This is a genomic window from Sphingomonas yantingensis (assembly GCF_014199325.1).
GTDB classification, from domain to species: domain Bacteria; phylum Pseudomonadota; class Alphaproteobacteria; order Sphingomonadales; family Sphingomonadaceae; genus Sphingomonas; species Sphingomonas yantingensis.
Window position 1 is genome coordinate 40,356 of record NZ_JACIJJ010000005.1, and the last position, 15,494, is coordinate 55,849.

Sequence of the window (15,494 nt, forward strand, 5' to 3'; positions counted from 1 at the left end):
GGGTCATGCTCCGTGATGGCGAAGGACGATGGTCGCCAGCGGCGGCAGCGTCAGCTCGATCGAATGGTCGTGCCCGTGGGCGGGATGCGGCTGTGAGTTGTAAGCGGCGGGCGTGTCGAGGCCGCTGCCGGCATAAAGCGGGTCGTCGGAGTTGAGCGCGAGCGCCCAGCGGCCCGCCTCCACCCCGATCCGGTATCCGTGGCGCGGCACCGGTGTCATGTTGACGACGCAGAGGAGCGCCGGCGCGCCATAGGCCGAGCGACGGTGAAAGGCGAAGACGCTGTTCGCCGCATCGTCGCCCACCGCCCAGGCGAAGCCGCGCTCGTCGGCATCGCTCTGGTGCAGCGCGCCCTCCGCCCGATAAAGCGCGTTGAGGTCGCGGACGAGCGCCTGAACGCCGGCATGGTTCGGATCGCCGAGCGCCGCCCAGTCGAGTTGGCCGTCATGGCTCCATTCGTGCCACTGCGCGATCTCGCCGCCCATGAAGAGCAGTTTCTTGCCCGGATGTGCCCACATGAAGGCGAGATAGGCGCGGAGATTCGCGAATTTCTGCCACGGGTCGCCGGGCATCTTGGCGATCAGCGATCCCTTGCCGTGCACCACCTCGTCATGGCTGAGCGGCAGGACGAATCTCTCGGAAAAGGCATAAACCGGGCCGAAGGTCATCAGGCCGTGGTGCCAGCGGCGGTTGATCGGGTCCTCTTCGACATAGCGAAGCGTGTCGTTCATCCACCCCATGTTCCACTTGAACGTGAAGCCGAGGCCGCCGTGATCGGTCGGCGCGGTCACGCCGGGGAAGGCGGTCGATTCCTCGGCGATGGTGATCGCGCCGGGGCATCGCGCGGCCACCGCCTCGTTCATCCGGCGCAGGAAGGCGATCGATTCGAGATTCTCGCGCCCGCCATGGACGTTAGGCACCCACTCGCCCTCGCGCCGGCTGTAGTCGCGGTAGAGCATCGAGGCGACGGCATCGACACGCAGCGCATCGACGTGGAACTGCTCCAGCCACCAGAGCGCCGAGGCGATCAGCATCCCCGCCACCTCGCGCCGGCCAAGGTTGAAGATGAGCGTGTTCCAGTCGGGGTGATAGCCCTCGCGCGGGTCCTCATGCTCGTAGAGCGCAGTGCCGTCGAAGCGGACGAAGCCGTGCGCGTCCGAGGGGAAGTGCGCGGGCACCCAGTCGATGATGACGCCGATCTCAGCCGCGTGGCAGCGATCGACGAACCGCGCGAACCCCGCCGCGTCGCCATAACGGGCAGAGGGCGCGAAGGGCGACAGCGGCTGATACCCCCACGACCCGCCGAACGGATGCTCGGCGATCGGCATCAGCTCGACATGCGTGAAGCCCATGTCGGTCAGGTACGGGATCAACTGATCGACCAGCGCGTCCCAGTCATGCTCGCCGCCATGCCACGGCCGCCGCCACGATCCGGCGTGCATCTCGTAGATCGAGATGGGCGCGCCGGGATGCTGGCGATCGCCGCGGCCCGCCATCCACTCGGCATCGGTCCAGGCATAGTCGGGGGCCGGCGCGACGATCGAGCCGGTCGCAGGGGGCAGTTCGGCTGCTCGCGCCAGCGGATCGGCCTTTTCGCGCAGCACGCCATCGGCGCCCAGCACCGCATATTTGTATCGCGCGCCCGCACCGACGCCGGGGACGAACAGCTCCCACACCCCGCCATCGTGGCGCAACCGCATCGGCAGCCGCCGCGCGTCCCAGCTGTTGAAGTCGCCGACGACACTGACGCTACGCGCGTTCGGCGCCCAGACCGCGAAGCGCGTCCCCTCGAAACCGTCCACCGACTCAACATTGGCGCCGAGCCGAAGCGGCAGGTCCCAATGCGATCCCTCGCGCAGCAGGTGAAGGTCTAGGTCGCCGAGCTGCGATGGGAAGGCGTATGGGTCCGCTGCCTCGCTGATCGCGCCGCCCGGCCAGGTCGTGCGGAGGTGATAGGCGCCGATGGGCGCGGGGCCGGTGAAAAGGCCCGCAGTCCCATCGGCTTGCATTTCGATCTCGCGATCGCCGGCAACCAACGTCACCCGCTCGGCGCCCGGTTGAAAGGTGCGAACGATGCTATCGTGCCGGCCGAGAAACGCGAACGGATCGCGCAGCCAGTGCAGTTCGCTCGAAAATGCTTGCCCCATGCGACCCCCAATCGCCTAAGTTCCCCGAACGCTGCGCATGCGAAGAAGTGCCATCGCCCTCGATTTATCGCAAAGGCCGTGGAACTTGCGTCGCCCCGCCGCGCTCTACGCCGACAGGCGAGGGGGGGAACGATGCCGCCAAGTGCAACATTACGGGGTCTGGTCACGCGCCAGGCGATGGCGATCGTGCTGGCCGGGGGCCGCGGCAGCCGGCTGATGGAATTGACCGATATCCGCGCCAAGCCCGCGGTCTATTTCGGCGGCAAGACGCGGATCATCGACTTCGCGCTGTCGAACGCGCTCAATTCGGGCATCCCGCGCATCGGCGTGGCGACGCAGTACAAGGCGCACAGCCTGATCCGCCACCTTCAGAACGGCTGGAGCTTCTTTCGCAACGAGCGCAACGAAAGCTTTGACATCCTGCCCGCCAGCCAGCGCGTGTCGGAGGAGAACTGGTATCTCGGCACCGCAGACGCGGTGTACCAGAACCTCGACATCATCGGCTCCTATGCGCCCAAATACACGCTCGTGCTGGCCGGCGACCATATCTATAAGCAGGACTACGGCGTCATGCTCGAGGAGCATGTCGACAGCGGCGCCAGTGTCACCGTGGGCTGCGTCGAGGTGCCGCGGATGGAGGCGGTCGGCTTCGGCGTGATGCACGTCGACGAGAACGACCGCATCGTCGACTTCCTCGAAAAGCCCGCCGATCCGCCGGCGATGCCCGGCCACCCCGACCTCGCGCTCGCCAGCATGGGCATCTACGTCTTCGAGACCGAGTTCCTAGCCGAGATTTTGCGTGAGGATGCGGCGGACCCGAACAGCAGCCACGATTTCGGCAAGGATATCGTCCCCCGGCTGGTCCGCGACGGCAATGCTCGCGCGCATCATTTCAGCAAGTCGGCGCTGCGCTCCGGACCGGAGGCGGAGCCTTACTGGCGAGACGTGGGGACGCTCGATGCCTATTTTGCGGCGAACATCGACCTGACCAATACCGTCCCCGCGCTCGACCTTTACGACCGCGAATGGCCCATCTGGACCTATTCGGAAATGACCGCGCCGGCCAAGTTCGTCCATGACGAGGACGGGCGTCGGGGCGAGGCGATCTCGTCGCTGGTGTCGGGCGACTGCATCGTGTCGGGCGCTTCGCTGCACCATTCGCTGCTGTTCACCGGCTGCCGAATCAACAGCTATTCGGCGATCGACAATGCGGTGCTGATGCCGCGGGTGAAGGTCGGGCGGTCGGTGCGGCTCAAGAACGTGATCGTCGATCGCGGGGTGGAGATCCCCGAAGGGCTGGTGGTGGGCGAGGATCCGGTCCTCGACGCCGCGCGCTTCCGCCGGACCGATGCCGGCGTGTGTCTCATCACCGCCAAGATGATCGAGGCGCTGAACGCGTGATCCGCCTGCTGTCGGTCGCGTCCGAAGTCTATCCGCTGGTCAAGACCGGCGGCTTGGCCGACGTCGCGGGCGCACTGCCCGCGGCGCTGGCGGGGGAGGGGGTCGCGACGACGACGCTGATCCCCGGCTATCCCGCAGTGCTGGATGCAGCGGGCGATGGCGAGCGGCTGCATAGCTATGTTGACCTGATGGGCGGGCCGGCGACGCTGGTACGCGCGCAGGCGGCGGGGCTCGACCTCTTCGTCCTCGACGCACCCCACCTGTTCGAGCGGCCGGGCAACCCGTATCTCGGCCCGGACGGACGGGACTGGGAGGACAATGCACTGCGCTTCGGCGCCTTCGCGTGCGCGGCCGCCGATCTGGGGTCGGGGCGGGTCGCGGGCCTCGAATATGACGTGCTCCAGCTCCACGACTGGCAGGCGGGACTGGCGGCGGCGTATCTTCACTACGACCCGCCGGTGCGCCGGCCCGGCGTCGTCGCGACGATCCACAATCTTGCATTCCAGGGCGTGTTCCCCGCCTGGCTGCTCGGACCGCTGGGACTGCCGGCGGAGGCGTTCGCGCTCGATGGGATCGAGTATCACGACCAGATCAGCTTCCTGAAGGCGGCACTGATCTTCGCAGACCGGATCACCACCGTTTCCCCCACCTATGCGACGGAAATCATGGGTGAGGCGGGGGGCATGGGTCTGCATGGGCTGCTCGCCGGGCGCGGTGGGGTGGTTTCGGGCATCCTCAACGGCATCGATACCGCAGTCTGGAACCCGGCGACCGATCCGGCGCTGGCGGCGCGCTTTGATGCGAGCGATCTGGCCGCCCGCGCGGCCAACAAGGCGGCATTGCAGCGTGAATTCGGGCTCGACGGGGACCCGGCCGCGTTCCTCATTGGGTCGGTCGGGCGGCTGACCGAGCAGAAGGGCATGGACCTGCTGCCCCCGTTGATGCCCGACCTCGTCGCTCGCGGTGCGCAGTTCGCGATGCTGGGGAGCGGCGATGCCGGGCTGGAGGCGGCGTTCGACGCGCTGGCCGATGCGCATTCCGGCGCGGTCGGTGTCCGTATCGGCTATGACGAGGCGCTGGCGCATCTGATCGAGGGGGGCTGCGACGCGTTTCTGATGCCTAGCCGGTTCGAACCGTGCGGCCTGACGCAAATGTATGCGCTGCGCTATGGCGCGGTGCCGATCGTCGCGCGCGTCGGCGGGCTCGCCGACACGGTGATCGACGCCAGCCCCTACGCCCTGGCGCAGTGTGTGGCGACGGGGTTTCAGTTTGCAGCGGGTTCGGCGGCCTCTCTCCACGCCGCGCTGACCCGGGCCATGGCGATGTTCGCCAACGATCCGGCGGCGTGGTCGCGGCTCCAGCGTAACGGCATGGCGACCGACGTGTCATGGGGAAGCGCGGCGCGCGAATATGCCGCGCTGTTCGATGTGATCAGGCCGAAGGGGTAGCGTCCCTTATCGCCATCCCGGCGAAAGCCGGGATCACCCGCCGATAGCGGGCGATAAAAGCCGACCGGAACCCCAGCCTTCGTCAGGATGACGAGTGAGAGGTTTGCGGATCAGCCCGCGGTCGGCTTCGGCTTGCGCGCCCGCGTTGGCTTGGCCTCATCGGTCGGCGCAGTGGCCTTCTTCGGTGCACGCTTCGTCTTCGGCTTTTCGGCAGCCGGCGCTGGCTGGTGGGCGTCCACCTCGGCGGCGGCATCGTGCCAGTGGGCGTCGTGGCGACCGTCGGGGCGGCCCTCTGCCTCCCACTTTTCATAAGCGCGGCGGGCGACGCGGGTGTCGCGATCCTCGGGATGCTGGTCGCTCATTCGCATTGCCTTTCCGATGGTTGGCGTGTCTTCGCCAAAACCGGCGACACGCCGTTTCGTTTCGTCTCCGGCGATCACGGGCTGGCTGGGGCGGGAGGATTCGAACCTCCGAATGACGGTACCAAAAACCGTTGCCTTACCGCTTGGCGACGCCCCATCAGCGCCCGTGGCGAGCGCGCGCTTATACCGTTCCGTTCGCGCCTGAAAAGAGGGGATCAGAGGATGCGGCGCACCCAGCCGTGCGGATCGGGCGCCTGCTGCTTCTGTATCGCCACAAGCTGCTCTCGCAGGCGGCTGGTCAGTTCGCCCGGCCCGCCATTGCCGATGCGGAAGTCGCGCGTGCGCCCGCGGACGCGGCCGATCGGCGTAACCACCGCGGCGGTGCCGCAGGCAAAGCTCTCGCGAAGGTGCCCGCTTGCGGCATCGGCCTCCCACGCGTCGATCGTGTAGGGGGCCTCGCGTACCGTAACCCCCGCGTCGCGGGCGAGGGTCAGGATCGACTCGCGGGTGATGCCGGGCAGGATCGTCCCGGTCAGTGGCGGCGTCTGAATCGAACCGTCCTCGAACACGAAGAAGGTGTTCATGCCGCCCAGCTCCTCGACCTGCGCGCGCTCAACCGCGTCGAGGAACACCACCTGGTCGCATCCCTCGCGGATCGCCTCGGCCTGTGCCTGGAGGCTGGCGGCATAATTGCCGCCGCATTTGGCCGCGCCCGTGCCGCCGGGGGCGGCGCGGGTGTAGTCCTCGCTCACCCAGACCGTGATCGACGGCGCACCGCCCTTGAAATAGGCGCCCGCGGGCGAGGCGATGACCATGTAGAGATATTCGGCCGAGGGCTTCACGCCGAGGAACACCTCGCTCGCGATCATGAACGGGCGAAGGTAGAGCGAGCCGCCCTCGATCGCCGGGATCCATTCGCGATCGGCGGCGACCAGCGCGTCGATCGAGGCGAGGAAGAGGTCCTCGGGCAGTTCGGCCATTGCCATCCGCCGCGCGGACTCGCGGAAACGGCGGGCATTGGCGTCGGCGCGGAACAGCGTCACGCCGCCATCGTCGGTGCGATACGCCTTCAGCCCCTCGAAAATCTCCTGTGCATAGTGAAGCACGGCGCAGGCGGGATCCATCTGAAGCGGCGCGCGCGGCTGGACGGCCATGTCGTGCCAGCCCTTCTCGGCGTTCCAGCGCGCGACCGCCATGTGGTCGGTGAAGACGCGGCCGAACCCGGGGTTCTCCAGCATTCCCGCGCGGGTCGTCGCATCGACCGGGCTTGCATGGCGCTCGAGCGGGAAGGTCGTGTTGTCGTCGAGCGTCAGGGTCATCACATCCGTCCAGTCACAAGGTTGCGGGACGCTAGGAGCGCTGGCAGAACAGGTCAACATGGCTGTCCCGACCGCGCCCGAACCGTTCCGCCCCGCCTCGCCCCTGTTCCTGCGCGAGCCGGAAATCCGCAAGGGCGTCGAGCTCCTCTATTTCGGCTACAGCCACCTCACCCGCGCGATCGACGAGGGGCTGGCGGCCAAGGGCCTGGGCCGCGCGCATCACCGCGCGCTCTATTTCATCGCACGCCAGCCGGGGCTGACGGTCAGCCAGCTCCTGGCATTGCTGGCGATCACCAAGCAGTCGCTGGGCCGCGTCCTCACCGAACTGACCGAACGCGGGCTGGTCGAGATGCGCCCCGGCGACCGCGACCGGCGTCAGCGGCTGCTCCGGCTGACCGCCGAGGGTGCGGCGCTGGAGGCGGCGTTGTTCGAAGCGCTGCGCGAACGCCTGTCGGCGGCGTATCAGAGCGCGGGGCAGGGGGCGGTTGGCGGCTTCTGGGCGGTGCTCGAAGGGCTGGTGCCCGCGGACGAGCGGGCGAAGGTGGCGGCGCTGGGGCGCTAGTTCGATCGCAAGCGGCGGGACGCGCGCGATCCGGTAAGCTGCGATTGTCGCCGCCGCCGATCAAGGCGGTCACCGGAGCACACATCATGTCCTTTCGTATTCGCGGGCTCGACCCCGCGCCGTTTCTATCCCTTTATGGCCTCTCGGACCCCGAGCTTGCGGATCGCGGTGCGCGCCGCGTCTTCGTCGATGCATCGCCGGGCTATCCCGATCGGATCGAGGTGCGCGACATGGCGATCGGCGAGGCCGCGCTTCTCCTCAATTACGAGCATCAGCCGGCGCCGACGGCCTATCGATCGGCCCATGCGATCTTCGTGCGGGAGGGGGCGACGGCGCCTCTCGATCTCGTGAACGCGATTCCCGCGGTTATCGCACGCCGCCCGATTTCGCTTCGGGCGTTCGATGCGGCGGGGGAGATGCTCGATGGCGAGCTGTGCGACGGTGGCGCGCTGATACCGCTGATCGATGCTTGGCTCGCCCGGCCAGAGGTCGACTATCTGCACGCACATTACGCGAGGCGCGGCTGCTATGCTGCCCGGATCGAGCGTGCCTAATATTGTCCCCGTCGCGGCTTGATCTGGCGCTTGCTGGGCAGTGTGTCGGCCATGCGCGCGCCGCGCTTGCCGAGGGGGCGTTCGGCCCCCGTCGTCGTGTCGATCGCGGTCTGGCGCTCAGCCTCGGCATTCAGTTCGGCACCGATCAGCACGGCGAAGCTCGACACGAACAGCCACATGAGCAGCACCACGACCGCGCCCAGCGCGCCATAGGTCGCGTTGTAGTCCGCGAAATTGGCCGCATACACGCCGAAGCCAAGCGTCGCGGCCAGCCACAGCAGGGTCGCCGTCACCGACCCGATCGTCAGCCATTGCCAGCGTGCGGGCGCGCGATCGGGGCCGAAGCGATAGACGAAGCCGAATGCCGCGCTCGCGATAAGTGCGGCAATGATCCAGGTGATGATCTGGAGCGTGACGACGCCGGCCGCGCCCAGATAGTCGGTCAGGAACTTGAGATAGCCGAGGCCCACGGCCGACAGCAGCCCGACGATCGCCGCGACGATCGCGCCGACCGTCAATGCCGCGGACAGCAGCGTGGTGACGACGATGTTGCGGCCTTCCTCCTCCTCATAGATCACGTTCAGCGCCTGGATGATTGCGCTCGACGCGCGCATCGCGCCGTAGATGGCGAGGAACAGCGCGATGGCCAGGCCGAACCCCGCCTTCGACGACGCGGTGGAGACGACGGCGATCAGCTGGTCCGAGATCAGCCGCGCGGCGTCGGCGGGGACGAGTTCGAAGATCGTCTGCATGTGCTGAACGACGGTCTGTGGATCGGCGAACAGGCTGTAGCTCATGACGATCGCGCCGAGCAGCGGGGCGATCGACAGGAACGCATAGAAGGCGACGCCCGCTGCCATCAGCGACAGGTTGTGATAGCCCGTCATGATCCAGACGCGGCCGAGGATCGAGCGCCACGCGTGCCACGGATGGTGCCAGGGCTGGGTCGATTGCGCGCCGGGCCGGGCATCCGCAACATCGCCGTCGGTCCGTCGGTCGATTGCCGTGTCCTTCACTCGCGCCCCTTCGTTTCGCAGCCGTTCGATCCGCAGAGAACGTCCAAGGCGCCAAGGGGATGCAGCTTTCGTCCTGATCTTTCGCCGATTTTCACGATCGTTTTGGGAGCGAAACGCGTTCTGGTTCGTTCGGATGTTCACTTGGGGGATCTTTCGAGCCCCGGTCAGGGACGGCGGGGCGGCGTGGCGAAGCGGGGTTTGAAGGGCGTTCGGATTGCGCTGTGTGCAGGCGCGGCGATGATTGCGGTTCCTGCTGCGGCGCAGATTACACCTGATCCGACCAAGCCGGGCCAGTCGGCGCCAGCGCCCTCGTCCGAGGCGCCGCAGGCCGAGCAGCAGCCTGCCGCGCCGATCGTTCCCGACGAGCAATTCGAGGCCGAGCTGCCGACGCTGTCGAACGATCTCAATGCGCCGCTCGAACCCATGCAGTTGTTTGAGACGCCCGCCGCCCCTCGGCCCGCGCAGCCGTCACGTCCAGGCGCCGCCGCCACGCCCGCGCCGGTCGCGCCGCAAGTCACCGACCCCGCCGCGATCCCACCGCAGCCGCTGCCCGCCGAGACCGAGCTTGCGCGCCCGCTGCCCCCCATCTCGACGTTCGACGTGACCCCGCCGGTCGAGGTCGCCAGCGGCGCGGCGGACCCGCGCACGGTCGAGATCCGCTATACGACCGTGGTGGAGGGCCTGAAGGAAGTTGGCCTCGACGACGAGTTCAAGGGGCTGTCCGCGCTTCAGGAAGGCAAGGGCAAGGCGGCCAACGCGACGATGGTGTCGGCCCGCGCGCGCGAGGATGAGCAGCTTGCCGTCCGGCTGATGCGCTCGCTCGGCTATTATGACGGGACCGCGGTCTCGACGGTCGAGCAGAACCCGGCCAACTCGGGCAATCTGCGCGCGACGATCAGCGCGACGCCGGGCTCGCGCTATAAGCTGGGCGACATCACCGTAAGGGCGAACGCGACGATCCCCGACGGGCTCGTCCGCCGCGAGCTGCCGCTCAAGTCCGGCGATCCGCTCGAGGCGGCGCGCATCCAGGGGGCGGAGGCGAACGTCTCGCTCAAGCTACCGCAACAGGGCTATCCCTTCGTCAAGGTCGGGCAGCGCGACATCCTGCTCGACGAGCGCGATTTCACCGGCGACTACACGCTGCCCGTCGATACCGGGCCGCGGTCGTCGTTCGGCACGATCTCGACCGAGGGCGACCTCGCGTTCGACCTCGACCATGTGAAGGTGTTCCCGCGGTTCAAGCCGGGGCAGCTCTACGACGCGCGGATGGTCGACGACCTGCGCGAGGCGCTGATCGCCACGGGCCTGTTCTCCACTGTCTCGGTCGAGCCGCAGCGGACGGGCGTGCCGGGGCCGGACACGACCGAGCAGGTCAACCTGCTCGTCCGCCAGAATGCCGGGCCCGCCCGGCGGCTGACCGCGGAGGCCGGCTACGGCACCGGCCAAGGCCTCCGCCTCGAGGGATCGTGGCAGCACCGGAACCTGTTCAAGCCCGAGGGTGCGCTGATCGTCAACGCGGTCGCCGGCACGCAGGAGCAGGGCGCGGGCGTCACCTTCCGCCGCTCGAACGCGGGCAAGCGCGATCGCACGTTCCAGGTCGGCGCCGCCGCCAACCGCTCGAACTACGACGCGTTCGAGGCGTTCACCGGCACGCTGTCGGCGCGCTGGAGCTATGACTCCACCCCGATCTGGCAGAAGAAGTGGACCTATTATTACGGCGGCGAGCTGATCGGCACGAACGAGGACGTGTTCGACTTCGGCCGCAACGAACGCGTTCGGCGGACCTACGGCATCGCCGCGATCCCGCTGTTCCTCGGCTATGACAGCTCCGACGACCTGCTCAATCCGACGCGCGGGTTCCGCGTGAAGCTCAATCTGTCCCCGGAAACGTCGGTGCAGGGATCGGTGCGGCCGTATCTGCGCTCGATGCTGGAGGTAACGGGCTATTTCCCGGTCATGGACAACCTCGTCATCGCCGGGCGCGCGCGCGCCGGGTCGATCGCGGGGATCGCGCGCGACGACCTTGCCCCGTCGCGGCGCTATTATGCCGGCGGCGGCGGATCGGTGCGCGGCTTCGGCTTCCAGGAACTCGGCCCCCGAACGGAGGAGGCCAATCCCGATTTCAATCCGGACGAGGAGGTGTCGGACGACAACCCGCTAACCGTCTTCCGCCCGGTCGGCGGCCGCAGCCTCAATGAATTCGCGCTCGAGGCGCGGTATCGCTTCGGCAATTTCGGGATCGTGCCGTTCCTCGACGCGGGTCAGGTTTACGATTCGACCCTGCCCAAGGGCCGCGATCTACGCTTCGGCGCGGGCATCGGCGGGCGCTTCTACACCAATTTCGGACCGATGCGCGTCGATGTGGCGACGCCGATCGCACGAAAGCCGGGTGAATCGCTGATCGCCCTCTACATCTCGATCGGGCAGGCGTTCTGATGGCCGAGGAGATGGCTCCCCCCGCCGATACGGTCGTGGTCGTCGAGCGTCGCCCGCTGTGGCAGCGCATCCTGAAATGGATCGGCATCGCGCTGATCGTGATCGCGCTCTTGCTGCTGGCGGTCGTGCTGGGGCTCAACACCTCGCCCGGCAAGCGTTTTTTGGCGGACAAGATCGGCGGGTTCACCACCGCCTCGGGCCTCAACGTCAAGGTCGGGCGCATCGACGGGTCGATCTATGGCGCGATGGTGCTGCGCGACGTGCGCGTCAGCGATTCCAAGGGCGTGTTCGCCAACTCGCCGCAATTGAACGTCGACTGGCGACCGTTCGCGTTTGCGAGCAACCATGTCGACGTCCGCAGCCTGACCAGCCCGCTGATCCGCGTCGCGCGCTTGCCCGAATTGAAGCCGGTGCCGAGCGATCCGAACGCGCCGCTGCTCCCCGATATCGACATCGACGTGAATCGGCTGGCGATCGATCGCATCGATCTGGCCCCGCCGGTTGCGGGTAAGCGCTATCTCGCGAAGCTCGACGGCGCGGTCCACATCGCCGACCGCCGCGCGCAGCTCACCGCGAACGGCGCGACGCTTAATGGACCCGGTATCGCGGGCGGCGACCGGGTGACGGTGAAGCTCGACGCGGTGCCCGATGCCGACCGGTTCGACCTCGACGTCAAGCTCGCCGCGCCCGCCAACGGTCTCGTCGGATCGATGGCCTCGCTCAAGGCGCCGCTGAATGCGACGATCGACGGCGCGGGCACGTGGAAGAAGTGGCAGGGGCGGCTTGCTGGCACGCTCGGCGGGTCGCAACTCGCTGACCTCGCGATCACCGGCCGCAACGGCTTCTTTCAGGTGCGCGGCGCGGCGCGTCCGGGGCTTTATCTTCAGGGCCCGGTCGAGCGGCTGACGAGCCCGAACCTACAGATCGCGCTCGACGCCCGGCTGCTCGAGGGGCGGCGGATGGACACGCAGCTACGCCTGCGCTCCTCGGCGCTCGTGGTCGCGACCACCGGCCTGCTCGACCTTGGCCGCAGCCGGTTCGAGAATTTCCGTGCCGAGGGGCAGTTGCTGATTCCCGGCGCGATCGCCGAGAATCTCAACGGCAATGCCGTCCGCGCCGCCGTCGCGCTGAACGGCACGTTTGCGACGCCGACCGTCGATTACAAGCTGACCGCCGCTGCCCTCGGCTTCGGCGAGACGGTGGTCGAGCGGCTCTATGCCGAGGGCAAGGCCGTGGTGAACACCGACCGCATCCTCATTCCGGTCAACGCCCGCGCCGCCCGCATCAACGGCCTCAACGCCGCGGTCGGCGGGTTGGTCACCAACGTCGCGGTCAATGGCGACCTGGCGGTCAACGGCGACCAGATCCTTTCGGACAATCTGCGTATCCGGTCCGACCGGATCGACGCGACCGCGATCGTCGTCGCCGACATGGGCACCGGTCGCTACACCGGCGCGCTGAAGGGCCGGGTCAATGATTACGAAGTCGCCTCGATCGGCATCGTCGATCTGCAGACCGACGCCGACCTCGTGATGACGCCCGGCGGATATGGCATCAAGGGCCGCGTCGTCACCCAGACCAAGCGGCTGTTCAACGACGGCGTGCGCAACTTCCTGGGCGGCAACGCGACCGCGCGGGTCGATGTGGCGCTCGGGCCGAACGGCGTCGTGACCTTCCAGAACCTGCGCCTAAACGCGCCGCAGTTCCGCATTCTGAACGGCCGCGGGCGCTACGACTTCGCCGGGCCGCTGCTGGTCGAGGCGAATGCCGTTTCCACCCAATATGGCCCGCTGACCGCGCGCGTGTCGGGCAGCGTCGCGCAGCCCGTTGTCCTGCTGCGCGCCCCGCGGCCCGGCGTCGGCGTCGGCCTCGTCAATCTGGAGGCGCGGGTGCGCGGACAGGGCGATGCCTATGCCATCGCCGCCACCGGCGGGACGAATTACGGGCCGTTCAACGCCAACGTGCTGCTGCGAACCAGTCCGCGCCTGACCGCCGACATTCGCAACACCGTGTTCGCGGGGATCACCTTCAACGGCAGCGTCGCCGCAACCGCGGCGGGGCCGTTCGCGGGCGCGCTCGATTTCGCCGGGTCGGGCGTCACCGGCCGCGCGGACCTCAACGCCGTGGGCAAATATCAGGCGGCCACGATCGCCGCGCGCGCGTCGAACGCGGCGATTCCCGGCGACATGGGGCTGACGATCGGACAGGCAATCGCGAACGCACGCGTCGTCCTTTACGACGACGCCCCCGCCGTCACCTTTGACGCGCAGGTCGCGAACCTGCGGCAGGGCGAATATGTCGTGACCAAGGCCCGCGCGCGCGGCGATTATCGCGGCGGCAACGGCTATGTGCAGGCGGTAGCGCGCGGCACGACGGGCGTCCCGTTCGAGGTCGCGGCCAATGCGCGGCTCAGCCCCGCGCTCTGGGTCGTGGCGCTCAAGGGCAAGGGCAACGGCATCGGTTTCAAGACCGCCAGCCCGGCACGCATCGACGTCGTGGCCGGCGGGGGCTATCGCCTGCGCCCGACGCGCATCGACTTCGACCGCGGGTCGGCGCGCATCGCCGGGCGTTACGGCAACGGCTATGCGCTGCAGGGCCGGCTCGACAGCCTCGACCTTCAGATCGCCAATGCGCTCGTCCCCGGCCTCGGCCTCGGCGGCAGCGCGACGGGCAGCTTCGAGGTGAACCAGGCGGCTGGCGCGGCGACGCCGACCGGCAATGCCCGCATCCTCGTCAGCAACTTCACCCGCTCGGGCCTGTCGACCGTGTCGACGCCGGTCGATATCCAGTCGATCGTCAACCTGACCGGCGGGCGCGCCGATATCCGCGCGCTCGTCCAGCGACAGGGGGCGGCGATCGGCCGCGTGGCGGTGCAGACGGGCACGTCGGCTGGCGCTCCGCTGACCGGCGGCATCCGCTACAACGGCCCGGCCGAGGTGCTGTGGTCGCTGGGTGGCGTGCCCAACCAGCAGCTTGCCGGCCCGATCGGCATCGCCGCGGACGTGAGCGGCACGCTCGGCGCGCCGCGCGTCACCGGCCTCGTCCGCGCCAACAACCTCGTCTACGAGAACGAGACCTATGGCACGCGCCTGTCGGCGATGCGCCTCACCGGGCGGTTTACCAACGACCGCTTCGTGCTCGAGGATCTGCGCGCGACGGCGGGTGAGGGGACGGTGACGGCGCAGGGCTATGTCGGGCTAGCGGCGAACAGCGGTTTTCCGATCGACGTGCGCGCCAACCTCAACAATGCGCGGCTTGCCCGCAGCGACATGATCGGCGCGACCGCGACCGGCGAGGTTCGCGTGACCAACGGCGCGAACGGTGGCCTGATCGAGGGCGATATCCGCATCCCGGAGGCGCGCTATCAGGTGATCCGCCAGGGCTCGGCTGAGGTGCCCGAACTGACCGGCGTCCGTCGCCGCGGCGCCCCGCTGGAGGCCGCGAATGCCCAGCGCGGCAGCACGACGCCGCCGCCGTCGGCCGGGCTCTTCCGCCTCAACATGCGGGTCAGTGCCGACAACCGCCTCTATGTCTCGGGCATGGGGCTGGAGAGTGAGTGGCAGGCGGACCTGCGCGTCACCGGCACGTCGGCAGCGCCGCGCATCCGTGGTCAGATCGAAGCGATCCGCGGCACCTACAGCTTCGCCGGCAAGCGTTTCAATCTCGACCGCGGGCTCATCACCTATGAGGGGAACGAGCTCACCAACCCGAACATCACCATCGCCGCCTCGACCACCGCGGAGGGGGTGACCGCGACGATCAACGTGACGGGCACGGCGCAGCGGCCGCGACTGTCCTTTACCTCCACCCCCGCGCTCGCGCAGGACGAGGTGCTGGCGCGCATCCTGTTCGGACGGTCGGTCACGAACCTGTCGGCGGTGCAGGCGATCCAGCTGGCCAGCGCGCTCAATTCGCTGCGCGGGTCGGGTGGCGGGCTCAATCCGCTCGGCTCGCTGCGACAGGCGGGCGGGATCGATCGCCTGCGGATCCTCGGCGCGGACGAGGCGAGCGGGCGCGGCACGGCGCTGGCGGCGGGGCAGTATCTGACCGACGACATCTATGTCGAGATCATCACCGACGCCCGCGGCTTCACCGCCACCCAGCTCGAAATCGCGCTGACCAAGGCGCTGTCGCTCCTGTCGCAGACGGGCAGCTTCGGCGGGTCGAGCGTGAACCTGCGCTACTCGAAGGATTATTGAGGTCATTCCTCCCCTCCCCGACAAGGGAGGGGAGCAGGTTGTCGCTTCCCAC

At 68.3% G+C, this 15,494-nt stretch carries 10 protein-coding genes and 1 tRNA gene; 6 read left to right on the forward strand and 5 right to left on the reverse strand.

Translation table 11 applies throughout. From position 1 onward, the window contains the following. Window positions 1–3: 3 nt before the first annotated feature. Window positions 4–2,145: a 1,4-alpha-glucan branching protein GlgB gene (gene glgB / locus FHR19_RS15410; protein WP_184030302.1), complete on the reverse strand. Its 2,142-nt coding sequence runs from the start codon at window positions 2,143–2,145 to the stop codon at window positions 4–6. A gap of 132 nt (window positions 2,146–2,277) precedes the next feature. On the opposite strand from glgB, the gene glgC reads away from it, so the two are divergent. Together glgC and glgA are read left to right on the forward strand one after the other, a co-directional pair. After that, window positions 2,278–3,546, forward strand: a complete 1,269-nt coding sequence (gene glgC / locus FHR19_RS15415) for a glucose-1-phosphate adenylyltransferase (protein ID WP_246359571.1) — start codon at window positions 2,278–2,280, stop codon at window positions 3,544–3,546. Further along, window positions 3,543–4,994, forward strand: coding sequence for a glycogen synthase GlgA (glgA, locus tag FHR19_RS15420; protein WP_343053293.1), 1,452 nt, complete (start codon window positions 3,543–3,545; stop codon window positions 4,992–4,994). The genes glgC and glgA overlap by 4 nt, the downstream gene beginning before the upstream one ends. A 110-nt stretch (window positions 4,995–5,104) precedes the next feature. Here the strand turns inward: glgA and FHR19_RS15425 are convergent, their stop codons facing one another. From FHR19_RS15425 to FHR19_RS15435, 3 genes are all read right to left on the reverse strand, one after another. After that, window positions 5,105–5,356, reverse strand: coding sequence for a DUF2934 domain-containing protein (locus FHR19_RS15425; protein WP_184030304.1), 252 nt, complete (start codon window positions 5,354–5,356; stop codon window positions 5,105–5,107). 82 nt (window positions 5,357–5,438) lie between these two features. Beyond that, window positions 5,439–5,513 (reverse strand) — tRNA-Gln (locus FHR19_RS15430). A 58-nt stretch (window positions 5,514–5,571) separates the two neighbouring features. After that, window positions 5,572–6,675, reverse strand: coding sequence for a branched-chain amino acid aminotransferase (locus FHR19_RS15435; RefSeq protein ID WP_184030306.1), 1,104 nt, complete (start codon window positions 6,673–6,675; stop codon window positions 5,572–5,574). A gap of 58 nt (window positions 6,676–6,733) precedes the next feature. On the opposite strand from FHR19_RS15435, the gene FHR19_RS15440 reads away from it, so the two are divergent. Together FHR19_RS15440 and FHR19_RS15445 are read left to right on the forward strand one after the other, a co-directional pair. After that, on the forward strand, window positions 6,734–7,237 hold the full coding sequence (locus FHR19_RS15440; RefSeq protein WP_184030309.1) for a MarR family transcriptional regulator: 504 nt from the start codon (window positions 6,734–6,736) through the stop codon (window positions 7,235–7,237). 86 nt (window positions 7,238–7,323) lie between these two features. Next, on the forward strand, window positions 7,324–7,791 hold the full coding sequence (locus tag FHR19_RS15445) for a DUF1203 domain-containing protein (RefSeq protein ID WP_184030312.1): 468 nt from the start codon (window positions 7,324–7,326) through the stop codon (window positions 7,789–7,791). Here the strand turns inward: FHR19_RS15445 and FHR19_RS15450 are convergent. Then, a complete protein-coding gene (locus FHR19_RS15450; protein WP_343053294.1) occupies window positions 7,788–8,807 on the reverse strand; it encodes a YihY/virulence factor BrkB family protein in 1,020 nt (339 codons plus the stop codon). The two genes, FHR19_RS15445 and FHR19_RS15450, sit on opposite strands and share 4 nt — an antisense overlap. A gap of 237 nt (window positions 8,808–9,044) precedes the next feature. Between FHR19_RS15450 and FHR19_RS15455 the strand changes: the two genes are divergently transcribed. Together FHR19_RS15455 and FHR19_RS15460 are read left to right on the forward strand one after the other, a co-directional pair. Beyond that, on the forward strand, window positions 9,045–11,243 hold the full coding sequence (locus FHR19_RS15455; protein ID WP_184030315.1) for a BamA/TamA family outer membrane protein: 2,199 nt from the start codon (window positions 9,045–9,047) through the stop codon (window positions 11,241–11,243). Then, a complete protein-coding gene (locus FHR19_RS15460) occupies window positions 11,243–15,442 on the forward strand; it encodes a translocation/assembly module TamB domain-containing protein (RefSeq protein ID WP_184030318.1) in 4,200 nt (1,399 codons plus the stop codon). The genes FHR19_RS15455 and FHR19_RS15460 overlap by 1 nt, the downstream gene beginning before the upstream one ends. The last annotated feature ends 52 nt before the right edge of the window (window positions 15,443–15,494 follow it).

Bases quoted from the DNA above. Each gene is read 5' to 3' on its own strand.
- FHR19_RS15445 (WP_184030312.1), top strand. From the start codon at position 7,324: ATGTCCTTTCGTATTCGCGGGCTCGACCCCGCGCCGTTTCTATCCCTT.
- FHR19_RS15455 (WP_184030315.1), top strand. From the start codon at position 9,045: ATGATTGCGGTTCCTGCTGCGGCGCAGATTACACCTGATCCGACCAAG.
- FHR19_RS15460 (WP_184030318.1), top strand. From the start codon at position 11,243: ATGGCCGAGGAGATGGCTCCCCCCGCCGATACGGTCGTGGTCGTCGAG.
- FHR19_RS15440 (WP_184030309.1), top strand. From the start codon at position 6,734: ATGGCTGTCCCGACCGCGCCCGAACCGTTCCGCCCCGCCTCGCCCCTG.
- glgB (WP_184030302.1), bottom strand. From the start codon at position 2,145: ATGGGGCAAGCATTTTCGAGCGAACTGCACTGGCTGCGCGATCCGTTC.
- FHR19_RS15425 (WP_184030304.1), bottom strand. From the start codon at position 5,356: ATGAGCGACCAGCATCCCGAGGATCGCGACACCCGCGTCGCCCGCCGC.
- glgC (WP_246359571.1), top strand. From the start codon at position 2,278: ATGCCGCCAAGTGCAACATTACGGGGTCTGGTCACGCGCCAGGCGATG.
- FHR19_RS15435 (WP_184030306.1), bottom strand. From the start codon at position 6,675: ATGACCCTGACGCTCGACGACAACACGACCTTCCCGCTCGAGCGCCAT.